This is a genomic window from Pseudoxanthomonas broegbernensis (assembly GCF_014202435.1).
GTDB lineage: Bacteria > Pseudomonadota > Gammaproteobacteria > Xanthomonadales > Xanthomonadaceae > Pseudoxanthomonas > Pseudoxanthomonas broegbernensis.
Map to the genome: position 1 here is coordinate 43,772 of NZ_JACHGU010000005.1, position 13,570 is coordinate 57,341.

7 protein-coding genes are annotated in these 13,570 nt (G+C 72.6%); 2 read left to right on the top strand and 5 right to left on the bottom strand.

All coding sequences use genetic code 11. The annotated features are described in order from the left end of the window. Window positions 1–33 precede the first annotated feature (33 nt). Both HNR76_RS11015 and HNR76_RS11020 read left to right on the top strand, forming a co-directional pair. Window positions 34–1,425, top strand: a complete 1,392-nt coding sequence (locus tag HNR76_RS11015; RefSeq protein WP_162310360.1) for a M28 family peptidase — start codon at window positions 34–36, stop codon at window positions 1,423–1,425. A 137-nt stretch (window positions 1,426–1,562) separates the two neighbouring features. Next, a complete protein-coding gene (locus HNR76_RS11020; protein WP_162310359.1) occupies window positions 1,563–3,545 on the top strand; it encodes a glycoside hydrolase family 97 protein in 1,983 nt (660 codons plus the stop codon). A 112-nt stretch (window positions 3,546–3,657) separates the two neighbouring features. Here the strand turns inward: HNR76_RS11020 and HNR76_RS11025 are convergent, their stop codons facing one another. The 5 genes from HNR76_RS11025 to HNR76_RS11045 all read right to left on the bottom strand — a co-directional run bounded on the left by HNR76_RS11025 (window position 3,658) and on the right by HNR76_RS11045 (window position 13,566). Then, window positions 3,658–4,605 carry a TrmH family RNA methyltransferase gene (locus HNR76_RS11025; RefSeq protein WP_162310358.1) on the bottom strand — a complete coding sequence of 316 codons (948 nt, stop codon included), beginning with the start codon at window positions 4,603–4,605 and terminating at the stop codon, window positions 3,658–3,660. Window position 4,606: 1 nt separating this feature from the next. Then, window positions 4,607–6,094, bottom strand: coding sequence for an alanine/glycine:cation symporter family protein (locus HNR76_RS11030; protein ID WP_162310357.1), 1,488 nt, complete (start codon window positions 6,092–6,094; stop codon window positions 4,607–4,609). A 175-nt stretch (window positions 6,095–6,269) separates the two neighbouring features. Continuing rightward, window positions 6,270–7,511 (bottom strand): DUF418 domain-containing protein, encoded by a 1,242-nt coding sequence (locus tag HNR76_RS11035; protein WP_211373169.1) that lies wholly within the window; start codon window positions 7,509–7,511, stop codon window positions 6,270–6,272. A 181-nt stretch (window positions 7,512–7,692) separates the two neighbouring features. Next, window positions 7,693–10,356, bottom strand: a complete 2,664-nt coding sequence (locus tag HNR76_RS11040; protein WP_162310356.1) for a M1 family metallopeptidase — start codon at window positions 10,354–10,356, stop codon at window positions 7,693–7,695. 75 nt (window positions 10,357–10,431) lie between these two features. After that, on the bottom strand, window positions 10,432–13,566 hold the full coding sequence (locus tag HNR76_RS11045) for an efflux RND transporter permease subunit (protein WP_162310355.1): 3,135 nt from the start codon (window positions 13,564–13,566) through the stop codon (window positions 10,432–10,434). Between the last annotated feature and the right edge of the window lie 4 nt (window positions 13,567–13,570).

Here is a 13,570-nt window from a genome sequence, read left to right on the forward strand (position 1 = left end):
GCTAGGCTCCATGGTTTCATCGGAGCCCGCGCCATGCGCAACGCCCTGCTCGCCGCCGCTCTGGCCGCCGCCCTCGCCGCGGCACCGGCGCACGCCGCCGAAACCCGCATCCCCGCCGCCGCGCTGGAACAGGCCGCGCAACTGCGCGAGCGCGCGCTGGCCGACGACACCGGCTGGAAGATCGCCGAATCGCTGACCACCGAGATCGGCCCGCGCCTGGCCGGCAGCGAGGCCGACGCGCGCGCGGTGGCCTGGGCGCAGGCCAAGTTCCGCGAACTGGGCTTCGACCGGGTCTGGACCGAGCCGGTCACCTTCCCCAAGTGGGAGCGCCGCAGCGAGAGCGCCGCCGTGGTCGGCGCGCATGCGCAGCCGCTGGCGATCACCGCGCTGGGCGGCAGCCCCGGCGGCACGGTCCAGGCGCAGGTGGCGCGCTTCGCCGACCTGGCCGCGCTGGAGGCCGCGCCCGAGGGTTCGCTGGCCGGCAAGATCGCCTTCGTCGACTTCCAGATGCAGGCCGCGCGCGACGGCAGCGGCTACCGCGATGGCGGCGCGGTGCGTTCGCGCGGGCCCTCGGCGGCGATCCGCAAGGGCGCCATCGGCTTCCTGATGCGCTCGGCCGGCACCGACAACCACCGCGTGCCGCATACCGGCATCACCCGCTACGACGAAGGGCTCGCCCCGGTGCCCGCCGCGGCGCTGAGCATCCCCGACGCCGACCAGCTCGCGCGCCTGGCCGCGCGCGGACCGGTGACGGTGCGCCTGGCGCTGGACTGCGGCTGGGACGGGCGGTACACCTCGCAGAACGTGATCGGCGAGATCACCGGGCGTAGCCGGCCGAAGGAAGTGGTGCTGATCGGCGCCCACCTGGATTCCTGGGATCTGGGCACCGGCGCGGTGGACGATGCGGCCGGCATCGGCATCACCCTGGCCGCCGCGCGCCTGATCGGACGGATGCCGCGGCGCCCGGCGCGCAGCATCCGCGTGGTCGCCTACGCCAACGAGGAACAGGGGCTGCACGGCGGCCGGGCGTATGCGGCCGAGCACGCGGCCGACATCGCCCTGCACCAGTTGGCGGCCGAGAGCGATTTCGGCGCCGGCCGCATCTACGCCTTCGACACCGGCGCGCCCGCGCATGCGCGCGCGGCCACCGCGCAGATCGCCCAGGCGCTGGCGCCGCTGGGCATCGAGTACGCGCCCGGCCAGGGCAGCCCCGGCCCGGACATCATCCCGCTGGCGGCCAAGGGCGCGACCTGGGCCTGGCTGGCGCAGGACGGCAGCGACTACTTCCACCTGCACCACACCGCCGACGACACCCTGGACAAGATCGACCCGGCCGCGCTGGCGCAGAACGTGGCCGCCTACGCGGTATTCGCCTACCTGGCGGCCGAGGCCGAGGGCGACTTCGGCAGCTCGGCGAAGGACTGAGCCGGCCCGCGCGCCGGCCGGGCGCGCGGTGGCCCCGCACGGCGGCCGTTATGCCGCACGCGCAGAGCAGGTATTCCAGACACCGCGCGCATGGGCGGTTACCCTCCGCTTTCGTTATGGATGGGGGGACGCCGGGAATGCCGATACACCGCACGCTTGCACTGATCGCCCTGCTGGCCGCCACGCTGCCGCGCGCCAGCGCCGCCGAGGCCGCGCCGCTGCGCCTGCAGTCGCCCGACGGCAAGGCCGTGGTCGAACTGTCGCTGGACGAAGGCGGCCACGCGCACTACGCGGTGGCCTGGAACGGCCAGCCCGTGCTGCTGCCTTCGCCGCTGGGCGTGCAGCTTGGCGAGGACGACCGCATCGAGCGCGGGCTGCGCATCGTCGCCAGCCGCCGCAGCGAATCGGATTCCACCTACGCCCTGGTCGCCGGCAAGGCCAGCCGGGTGCGCGACCACTACCGCCAGATGGAGGTGGACCTGGCCGACACGCAGGGCCGCCGCCTGGGCCTGGTCGTGCGCGCCTACGACGACGGCATCGCCCTGCGCTACCGCCTGCCGCTGCCCGCCCAGGGCGACCTGGTGGTGAAGGAGGAGCTGACCGGCTTCGTGTTCCCGCGCGACTACGCCTGCTGGGCGCTCAACCTGGGCCGCTTCGGCACCAGCCACGAGGGCGAGTACGATCCGATCGCCGCCTCGCGCCTGCGTCCGCACCACCTGATCGAACTGCCCCTGGTGTGCGGCACCGGCCAGGGCACGGCGACCCTCGCCATCGCCGAGGCCGACCTGGACCGCTACGCCGGCATGTACCTGTCCGGCCGCGGCGACGGCCGCCTGGGCGTGGAAGCCAGGCTCTCGCCGCGGCTGGACACCCCGCAGCTCGCCGTGCGCCTGCCGCGCGGGGAGGTGGCGCGCGATGGCCACCTCACCCCGTGGCGCGTGCTGATGCTCGGCGACGGCCCGGGCGCGCTGGTCGAGTCCAACCTCATCTCCAGCCTCAACCCGCCCACGCCGATCGAAGACACCTCGTGGATCCGCCCCGGCAAGACCGCCTGGGACTGGTGGTCCGGCGGCCTGGCACCGGACGTGCCCGAGCCGGGCATGAACACCGCCACCATCCGCCGCTACATCGACCACGCCGCCGCGCTGAAGCTGGAGTACATGCTGATCGACGACGGCTGGTACGCGGGCAGCACCGGCAACGGCCGCTACAACGAAGACGCCGACATCACCCGCCCGATCCCCCAGCTCGACCTGCCCGGCCTGATCGAATACGCGCGCCAGCGCGGCGTCGGCATCTGGGTGTGGGCGCACTGGAGATCGCTGGAGCCGCGCATGGACGCGGTGTTCGCGCAGTACGCGCGGATGGGCGTCAAGGGCGTCAAGGTCGACTTCATGGACCGCGACGACCAGCAGATGGTGGAGTTCTTCCACCGCATGATGCGCAGCTCCGCGCGGCACCGGCTGATGCTCAACCTGCACGGCGCCTACCGCCCCACCGGGCTCGCCCGCACCTGGCCGCAGTACCTCACCCAGGAAGGCGTGCTGGGCGCGGAGAACAACAAGTGGAGCCGGCGCATCACTCCCACCCACAACCTGGTGCTGCCGTTCACGCGGATGCTGCTGGGGCCGATGGACTACACCCCCGGCGGCTTCCGCAACGCCACGCCGGAGGCGTTCCAGGTGCACTTCCAGGGCCCCCAGGTGATGGGCACGCGCGCCCACCAGTTGGCCATGTTCGTGGTCTACGAGAGCCCGCTGCAGATGGTGGCCGACAGCCCGGACGTGTACGTGGACGCAGCCGGCGCCGACTTCATCGCCGCGGTGCCGGCCACCTGGGACGAAACCCGGGTGCTGGCCGGCGAGATCGGCCGGTACATCGTGGTCGCGCGCCGCGCCGGCGAGGACTGGTACATCGGCGCGATGACCGACGAGACCGCGCGCACCCTGGAAGTGCCGCTGGATTTCCTGGCGGATGCCGGCCATCGCGCCACCCTGTGGCACGACGGCCAGGCGCCCACCGACGTGCGCCGCGAGGAACGGCGCATCGACGCCGGGCACCGCACGCTGAAGCTGGACCTGTCCCCCAGCGGCGGCGCGGCGGTGCGCCTGACCCGTTGATCCCGCACCGCGCCCCTTATTAGAAGCCCACTTCAACCGGCGAAAAGGCTCCGGAGCGAGGACATGCCGGGCATGCCACGCAGCGCTCGCCAACCGCCACGTCTTTGTGCGGTCAGCGACGCGACGCGGCCCATTGCGCGAGGAACACGGCGGTGGCCGCGGCCACGTTGAGGCTTTCCACCGCGCCGCTGCCGGGAATGGACAGGCGCAGGTCGCAGGCCGCGGCCAGGGCCGCGTCCATGCCCGCGCCCTCGGCGCCCATCACGTACACCAGCCGCGGCGGCAGCGTCGCGGCGAACAGGTCGCCGCCGTCGCGAACCACGGTGGCGGCCAGGGCGAAGCCGGCGCCGCGCAACCGCTCCAGGGCCGCGGCGCCTTCCGGCAGGCGCACCAGCGGCACCGCCTCGGCGCCACCCTCGGCCACGCGCGCGGCCGCGCCGGACAGCGCCAGCGGCGCGTGCGCGGGCAACAGCACCGCCGCGCCGAAGTGCGCGGCCGAGCGCAGGATCGCGCCGAAGTTGTGCGGGTTGCCGACGCCGTCCAGCCAGATCGCCGGCGCCGGCGCACCGGCCGGCAACGCATCCAGCCAAGCGGCCAGCGGCATCGGCTCGGGCCTGAGCACGTCGGCCACCACACCCTCGTGATGGGCGCTGCCCGCCAGCCGGTCCAGGTCGGCCGCCTCCACCACGCGGTAGCCCACCCGCTGCTTCACGCACCAGGCCAGCAGCGACTTGAGCGCGCCGATGCGCGTCTCGGCCAGGTAGACCTTGCGGATCGCCCCGGGACGGCGCTCGAACACCGCCTGCACCGCATTCAGCCCGTACAGCCGCAACTCCTCGCGCCGCGCCGGTCGCGTCGACGTCGACGTGGCTTCGGCCGGCGCCTGCCGGTCCGGCCATCGTGGTGGGCGGCCCTCCACCGGCGGCGCGGATGCAGGACGCAGTCCGTCCGCACGCGGGCCGGTGGCGGCCTCCGGCCGCGCACGTGCACCCGGCAGGGCATCGCCGCGGGGCGGTCGCGGCCGTGGCGGCCGCGGGCCGCGATCCCACGGGCCGGCCATCTCAGCCCCGTCCCTTCCAGAAGCCGGCGTTGCGGATGCCCAGCGCGTCCGGGTCGAACACCGGGTCCAGGCCCAGCTTCTTCTGCCGCTCGTAGTCGCGCAGCGCCAGCAGCGCGGGCTTCTGCACGATCAGGATGGCGACGATGTTCAGCCAGGCCATCAGGCCCACGCCGATGTCGCCCAGGGTCCAGGCCATCTCGGCGGTGCGCACCGCACCGAACACCACCATGCCGATGATGCCCAGCCGCAGCAGCAGCACCCGGCGCGGGCGCGCGCGGTGGTTGTTGAGGTAGGTCAGATTGGTCTCGGCCATGTAGTAGTAGGCCATGATCGTGGTGAAGGCGAAGAAGAACAGCGCCATCGCCACGAAGCCCGCACCCCAGCCCGGCAGCACCGACTCGATGCCGTGCTGGGGGAAGCCCGAGCCCGGCTCCACGCCCGGCAGCGCATGCTGGAGCATGGTCCCGTCCGGCCCGGCCACGTTGTACATGCCGGTGGCCAGGATCAGGAACGCGGTGGAGGTGCAGATCAGCATGGTGTCGAAGTAGATCGCGAACGCCTGCACGTAGCCCTGCTTGGCCGGATGCGAGACCTCCGCCGCCGCGGCCGCGTGCGGCCCGGTGCCCTGGCCGGCCTCGTTGGCGTAGATGCCGCGCTTGACGCCCCACTCCACCGCCAGGCCCAGCATCGCGCCGAAGCCGGCGTGCATGCCGAACGCGCTGGAGAAGATGATGCGGAACATCTCCGGCACGAAGTCGTAGTTGACCACCATCACCACGATGGCCATCAGGATGTAGCCCACGGCCATGAACGGCACCACCACCTCGGCGAAGGTGGCGATGCGGCGCACGCCGCCGAAGATGATCACGGCCAGCAGTGCGGATACCGCCAGGCCGATGCCCAGCTTGAACGCGGTCAGCGCCGGCATCCCCAGCCACTGTCCCTCCAGGCTTCCGCACAACCCGCCGCGGCAGGCGTTGACGATGCTGTCGGCGATGGCGTTCGCCTGCACGCCCGGCATCAGCAGGCCGGCCGCCACCAGCGTGGCGAAGGCGAAGGCCAGCGCATACCACTTCAGCCCCATTGCCTTCTCGATGTAGTACGCCGGGCCGCCGCGGTAACGGCCCTCGGCGTCCTTCTCCTTGTAGATCTGGGCCAGGGTGGACTCGATGTACGAGGTGGAGGCGCCGAGGAAGCCCATCACCCACATCCAGAAGATCGCGCCGGGGCCGCCGTAGTAGATCGCGGTGGCCACGCCGGCGATGTTGCCGATACCGATGCGCCCGGCCATGGACAGCGCCAGCGCCTGGAACGAGGACACGCCCGCCTCGGACGACTGGCCGCTGAACGTCAGCCGGGTCATCTCGACCAGGCCACGCACCTGCATGAAGCGGGTGCGAAAGCTGAACCACAGGCCGGCGCCCAGGCACAGCGCGATCAGCGCCTTGCTCCAGATGACGCCGTTCAACCACACGAAAAGGGCTTCCACGGGCGCGGATCTCCGGGTGTTGGCGGTGCGGGAACGGGAAAGGACGCGGGCGGCACCACGCCGCCCGCATCCCGGAAAGATAACCGCATCCGCAGGGACGCGCAGCGCCGGACCTGCGGCGCGCCGGCCGCCATGGAGGCCACCCCGGTAGCCGCCTGCGACTGCACGGCCGGTTTCAGCCGGCGCCCTCGGCCTCGGCCGCCGGCCGCAGCGGCGGCGCCACGGCACCGGTGCGCGGACGCACGAACGGCACGCCCGTGGTCAGGAAGGTGCCGGCGCGCCACAGCCACTCCAGCGGCCCGTAGTAGAACCGGCGGAACCACAGGTGGGCGAACACCAGTTGCACGGCGAAGGCGGCCAGGCCCAGCAGCACCGCCTGCACCTGGCTCATGCTGGCGTACAGGCCCAGGCCGTAGCCGTAGAAGACCGGCACGAACACCAGCGACTGCCCCACGTACAGGCTCAGGGTCATGCGCCCGGCCGGCGCCAGCGATCCCAGCGCACGCCGTCCGGGGCCGTGGTAGAGCGACAGGAAGCCGAGCATCAGCACCGCCATCGCCGACAGGTCGAACAGGCTGCCCAGGAGCGCCCAGGCCCGGTCGCGCGGCATGAACATCGCCTCGCTGGCCGGCACCAGGCCGCCGAGCGGCCCGCGCGCGAAATACAGCGCCACCGCCGCGGCCAGCGCCAGCGCCAGGCCGAGATGGCGCGCGCGCGCGAAGGCCTGCGGCCGGGCGAAGAAGCCGATCCTGCCCAGCACCATGCCGATCAGCGACAGCCCCATGATCTGGCTCAGGCGGCCGGACCCGGACATGAAGCTCCACTTCTGCGCGTGCCCCTCGACGACGTTGATGCGCACGGTGTCGAGGAAGCTCCCATCGAGATAGACCCCGGAGATGGCGATGTCCCAGTAGGCCGGCGGGCGGTTGGCCCATTCCGCGCCCCACAGGCCGGCGACGATCTGCGCCAGCATCGAGGGCTGCAGTAGGCACAGCACCGCCAGCGCCACCAGCGCGCGGTTGCTGCGCACCCGGTGGAACGGCACCAGAAACAGGCCCATCAGCGCCAGCACCTCGAGGATGTCGCCGCGGTACCACAGCCCGTGCGCCAGCCCCATCAGCGCCAGCAACAGCAGCCGCCACACGAAGCGCCCGGTGAAGTCCACGCCGCGCTGCGCGGACCGGTCCATGATGATGAAGAAGCTCACCCCGAAGCACAGCGCCATCAGCGCGAACGCCTTGCCGGCGAACAGCAGCCATACCGCGTCGTGCACCGCCCGTTGCAGCGGGTCGGTCGCCGGGTTCACCCAGTACAGCTCGAACAGCTCGGGCATGTGCACGATGAACAGCCCGAACAGGGCGAAGCCGCGCAGCGCGTCCAGGCCTTCCATCCGCGAGACGTAGTCGATCTTCTTCATGCGCTCCCCGTGCGCTCCCCGAAGCGGCCCATGATCCCCCATGCGGGCCGCGGCGGGAACGCGCACCGTCCTGGGGAGATGCGCGGCGCCGTCCCGGAGTCCGCGGCGTGCCGGGAACGTCCGGCGGCGGCGCGTGGCGCGGCCGCGGGAAGGCCCTGGCGCGCCCGCGCGCCGCGCCCGCTCAGCGCAGGATCGCGCCCGGGTCCTGGGCCGCCTTCAGCGCCGCGCACAGCCGCACCGACTCGCTGGCCTGGGCCAGGCCGCGGTCGGCCCCGGACAGCGTGGCCAGGCGCGGCTGGAAGAACGCCTCCAGGCGCTCGGCCGCGGCCACGGAACATCCGCCGGCGGCGCCCAGCATCGGCAGGCGCCCGGCGGCGAACACCCCGGTGCGCGCGACGATGCGGTCGAAGTGGGCGCTGAACCAGGGCCACAGGCTGCGCTGGATTTGCGGATCGCCCAGGCCGCCCATCAGCAGCCCGGCCATCTCGCCGACCTTGACCCGCTCGCCCAGGGCCAGGTCGCGGACCCGGCGCAACTGCGCCGGATCGCGGGCCATCGCCAGGCCGGCGATCATCGCGTTGCGCTGCACCGCATCGCCGTTGCGGCCCAGCGCGGCGATCAGGCGCGAGACCGCCGGCTCGCCGCGCTCCTGCACCGCCACCGCCAGCACGTTGCCGAGCAGGTCCGGGTCGGCCGCGGAGAAATCCAGCGCGCCGTCGCGCCCGGCCAGCACCGCCTCGGCCTGGGCAAGCAGCGCCTGGCGCACCTGCGGCAGTTCCAGGCGGATGCCCAGCAGGCCCGCCAGTTCCACGCGCAACTCGGCGTCCTCCATGGCCTCGCCGGGCTGGCGGCGGTAGCCCAGCGCCTGCAGCCGCGGCAGGAACGCGGCGCTGGCCGCCTCGCGCAGCGCCGCGCGCTGGGCGTCGTCGGCGGCCAGGTGGGTCCAGATCCAGTTGAAGCGGTCCAGCAGCGCGGTGGCCACCTCCGGCGAGGGCGAGCGGGCCAGCCCGCGCAAGCCCTCGATCACGTCGGCGGCATCGGCGTCGCCACGGGCGAAGGCCGCGCCCAGGGCGTCGGCGTAGGTGAGCTGCTCGGCCTCGTCCAGCGACGGTGCCTGCGCCGCCAGGCGGGCCAGTTGCGCGCGCGGCAGGCTGAAGCGGTAGTAGCCGCTGCCGCCGGCGTTGGGCATCACCCAGGTGTCGGCGGCGGCGCCGGGCAGCGGGATCTCGCCGCGAGCCTCGTCCACCAGCTCGCACGCGGTACGGGCGCCGCCGGCCGCGCCGTAGCGCACGCACACCGGCACGCCCCAGCGCTGCGCCGCGCTGCCGGTGGAACCCACCGGCAGGTAGCGCTGCTGCTCCAGCTCCAGGCGCACCTGGCCATCGGCGCCGGCCAGGCGGGCGTGCAGGTAGGGCACGCCGGGCTGGTCGAGGAAGCTGCGGAAGGCAGCCTTGAAGTCCTCGCCCTTGCCGGCTGCGGCGGCGATGGCGTCGATCAGGTCGAGCGCGGTGGCGTTGCCGAACTCGTGCTTGCGCAGGTAGTCGCGCATGCCCTGGCGGAACGCGTCCGGGCCGACGAAGGCCTCGAACATCGCCAGCACCGCCGCGCCCTTCTGGTAGGTGATGCCGTCGAAGGCGGTCTCGATGTCGCCGTTGCCGGTGATCGGCTGGCGGATGCGCCGCGCGCTGACCAGGCTGTCGCCGCCCATGGTCCGCTGCGCGCTGCCCACGCGGTCCAGCCCGGCCTTGTACTCCGGGCGCAGGGCCATGGTGATCTTCTGCTGCAGCCAGGTGGCGAAGGCCTCGTTGAGCCACAGGTCGTCCCACCACGCCATGGTGACCACGTCGCCGGTCCACTGGTGCGCCAGCTCGTGCGCGGTGACGTTGAAGGAGCCCTTGACGTTGCGGGCCGGCGAATCGCCGTCCAGCAGCAGCAGCCAGTCGCGGAAGGTGACGAAGCCGGGGTTCTCCATCGCCCCGGCCGAGAAGTCCGGCGCGGCGACCAGGTCGAGCTTGCCGAAAGGGTAGCCGTAGTCGAAGTACGCCTCCAGCCATTCGATCATCGCCGGGGCCTGCGCCAGCGCGCGCTGCATCCGCCCGCCCTGCCCCAGGGCGGCCACCCCGGCCAACGGCACGGCCTGGCCACGCCAGCGGTTGGGCGCGATGGCCGGGCCATCCACCACGTCCCACGGGCCCACGCCGAAGGCCAGCAGGTAGGTCGGCAGCGGCAGCGTGGTGGCGAAGCGCACCGTCTTCCAGCCCGGCCCGGCCGCGCGCGTCTCCACCGCGGCGGTGTTGGCGCGGGCCACGTCGTCCTGCGGCACGGTCAGGCTCAGGTCGAACGGGGTCTTGAAGGCCGGCTCGTCGAAGCCGGGGAAGGCATGGCGCGCGCTGATCGGCTCCATCTGCGTCATCGCGTACGCCCGGCCCTGGTGGACGACCTTGTACAGGCCCTGCAACTGCCTGTTCAGCGGCGCCGAGTAATGCAGCTCCAGAATCAGCGTCTGCGCCGGCAGGCGGCGGCCGAAGTCCACCCGGGCCACGCCGGCCTGCGCGTCGGCCACCCGCCACTGCGCCGGGACGCGCCCGCCGTCGGCCGTGACCGCCGCCACCCGGGATACTTCCAGGTCCTTGCCGTGCAGCCAGACGTGGTCGGAAGGCTGCTCCAGCGCCAGCTCGATGCGGGCCTGGCCCTGGAAGGCGTCCTGGCGCGGGTCGACCTTCAGCTCCAGCGCGTAGTGGCGCGGCACGGCCCATCCGGGCAGGCGCCCTCGCGGTACATCGGACGGGACGGCGTGGACGGACACGCTGGTCAGCGCCAGCAGCAGGCCAAGGACATGGCGCATGGCGGTACCTCCGAAGACGTATCGCCGGAGTGGAACACGTCCGCCCGCGAGGCAGACGTGACGGAAGTCATGCGCTCAGTCGTGCCCGCCCACCGCCGGCGTTTCCGCTTCCAGCTTCTCCAATGCCTGGGCCAGCGCCTCGGGCGAGCGCGTGTACGGCGCCAGCAGCGCGTAGAACGCCGGCACCACGTACAGCGACAACAGGGTGGAAAAGCTCACCCCGAAGATGATCACGATGCCGATGGTCGCCCGGCTGGCCGAGCCCGGCCCGCCGGCGGCCACCAGCGGCACCGCGCCGACCACGGTGGCCACCGAGGTCATCAGGATCGGCCGCAGCCGCACCCGTGCCGAGCCGGCGATGGCCTGGGCCACGCTGCGCCCCTGGTCGCGCAACTGGTTGGCGAACTCGACGATGAGAATGCCGTTCTTGGCCGCCAGGCCGATCAGCATCACGATGCCGATCTGGCTGAACAGGTTGAGCGTGCCGCCGGTGGCCCACAGCCCGATCAGCGCGCCCAGCACCGCCAGCGGCACGGTGAGCATGATCACCAGCGGGTGCAGGAAACTCTCGAACTGCGCGGCCAGCACCAGGTACACGATCAGCAGCGCCAGGGCGAAGGTCAGCACCACCGCGCCGCCGGCCTCCTGGTACTCGCGCGACTCGCCCTTCCAGTCGATCTGGGCGTAGTCCGGCAGTTCCTCGGCCACCACCTGCCGGGTCCAGGCCAGGGCCTGGCCCATCGAATAGCCCGGCGCCAGGCCGGCGCTGATGGTGATCGCGCGCAGGCGGTTGAAGCGGTTGAACGTGCCCGGCTCGGCCAGCTCGCTCAGGGTCACCAGGTTGGACAGCGGCACCAGCTCGCCGCCGCCGCCGCGCACGTAGGTGCGCGCCAGGTCGGACGGGTCCATGCGCTTGTCGCGCCCGGCCTGCAGCATCACGTAGTACTCCTCGCCCTCCTGCACGTAGGTGGTGACCCGGCGCGAGCCCATCATGGTCTCCAGGGTGCTGCCGATCTCCTGCACCGACACGCCCAGGTCGGCCGCGCGCTCGCGGTCGATGTTCACCCGCATCTGCGGCCGGGTCTCCTTGTAGTCCGAGTCCGGGTCCTGGATGCCTGGGTTGGATTCCATCCGCTGCAGCACCCGGTCGCGCCACTGCGCCAGTTCGGCGTAGTCCGGCCCGCCCAGCACCAGTTGGTAGCGCTGGCCGCGGCTGCCGACCAGGCCGCCGGGCACGTTGGCGCGCACGTTCACGCCCGGCAGGGCGGCGAACTGCGCGCGCAACTGCGCCACCACCTCGTCGGTGCTCTCCTCGCGCTTGTTCCAGGGCTGCAGGAACACGATCACCTGCCCGGTATGCATCTCCTCGCCGCCGCCCCAACTGCGCGGCGCGCGCGAGTTGGCACGCTGGATCGGCCCGTCCGCACCGACCCGGTCCAGCACGATCCGCTCGACCTGCTGCATCTGCGCCACCGTGTAGTCGAAGCCCGCGCCCTCGGGGCCGTCGACCATCACGAAGAAGCGGCCGCGGTCCTCGGCCGGCGCCAGCTCGCTGGGCACGCGCAGGCCCAGCACCGCCACCAGCGCCGCGCACAGCGCCATCGCCGCCAGCAGCAGCGCCGCGATCCGCGTGCCGGGCAGGCCGACCAGGCGCTCCACCTGGCGGCCATAGCCGGCGCCCAGGCGATCCAGGCTGCGCTGGGTCCAGGCGTTGAGGCCGCGCGGCGCGGCATGCGGGCGCACCAGCTTGGACGACATCATCGGCGTCAGGGTCAACGCCACGAACGCGGAGATCGCCACCGCCGCGGCCAGCGCCACCGACAGCTCGCGGAACAGCCGCCCGGTGTTGCCCTCCATGAAGCCCACCGGCAGGAACACCGCCACCAGCACCGCGGTGGTGGCGATCACCGCGAAGGCCACCTGCGCGGTGCCGCGGCGGGCGGCCACCAGCGGCGGCTCGCCCAGGTCGGCGCGGCGCTGCACGTTCTCCAGCACCACGATGGCGTCGTCGACCACCAGCCCGATGCACAGCACCAGCGCCAGCAGGGTGAGCAGGTTGATCGAGAAGCCGAAGGCGTACAGGGCGATGAACGCAGCCACCAGGCACACCGGCACCGTCACCGCCGGGATCAGCGCGGCGCGCAGGCTGCCCAGGAACAGCCAGATCACCCCGAACACCAGGACCATGGCCTCGGCCAGGGTCCAGTACACGCGCTCGATCGAGGCCTCGATGAAGGTGGTGCTGTCGTAGGCCACGAAGATGTCGGTGCCCTCGGGCAGGCTCTTCTGGATGACTTCCGCCTCCGCGCGCGCGGCGCGGGCCACGTCCAGCGCGTTGGCGGTGGAGGTGCGCACGATGCCCAGGCCCACGTTGGGCACGCCGTTGCTGCGCAGGTAGGCGCGGCGTTCCTCCGGGCCCAGCTCGACGGCGGCCACGTCGCCCAGCCGCACCACGTAGCCGTCCGCGCCCTTGCCCAGCGGCAATTGCGCGAACTGCTCCGGCTGGCGGTAGCCGCGCTCCACCCGCAGGGTGAAGTCGCGGTCCTGCGACTCGATGCGCCCGGCCGGCAGCTCCACGTTCTCGGCGCGCAGCGCGCGCTCCACGTCGGAGGCGGCGATCCCGCGCGCGGCCATCGCGTCGCGGTCCAGCCAGATGCGCATGGCGTAGCGCTGGCCGCCGCCCAACTGCACCCGGGCCACGCCGTCCAGCGAGGACAGGCGGTCGACCACGTAGCGGTCGGCGTAGTCGGTCAGCTCCATCGTGTCCATCGCGGTGGAGCGCATGTTGAGCCAGATGATGACGTCGGCGTCGGCCTCGACCTTGGCGATCTCCGGCGGGTCGGCCTCCTCGGGCATGCGGTCCATCACCCGGCTGACCCGGTCGCGCACGTCGTTGGCCGCGGCCTCGATGTCGCGGGTGAGGTTGAACTCGATGGTCACGTCCGCGCGGCCGTTGCGGCTGGAGGACTGGATGGTGCGGATGCCCTCGATGCCGGCCAGTCCGTCTTCCAGGATCTGGGTGATGCGGGTCTCCACCACCGCCGCCGAGGCACCGGGGTAGTTGACCTGCACCGAGACGATCGGCGGGTCGATGTTGGGCAGCTCGCGCAAGGTCAGGCGCATGAACGACATCACGCCCAGCACCACCAGCAGCAGGCTCACCACCGCGGCGAACACCGGGCGCTTGATCGACAGGTCGGACAGCTTCATCGGC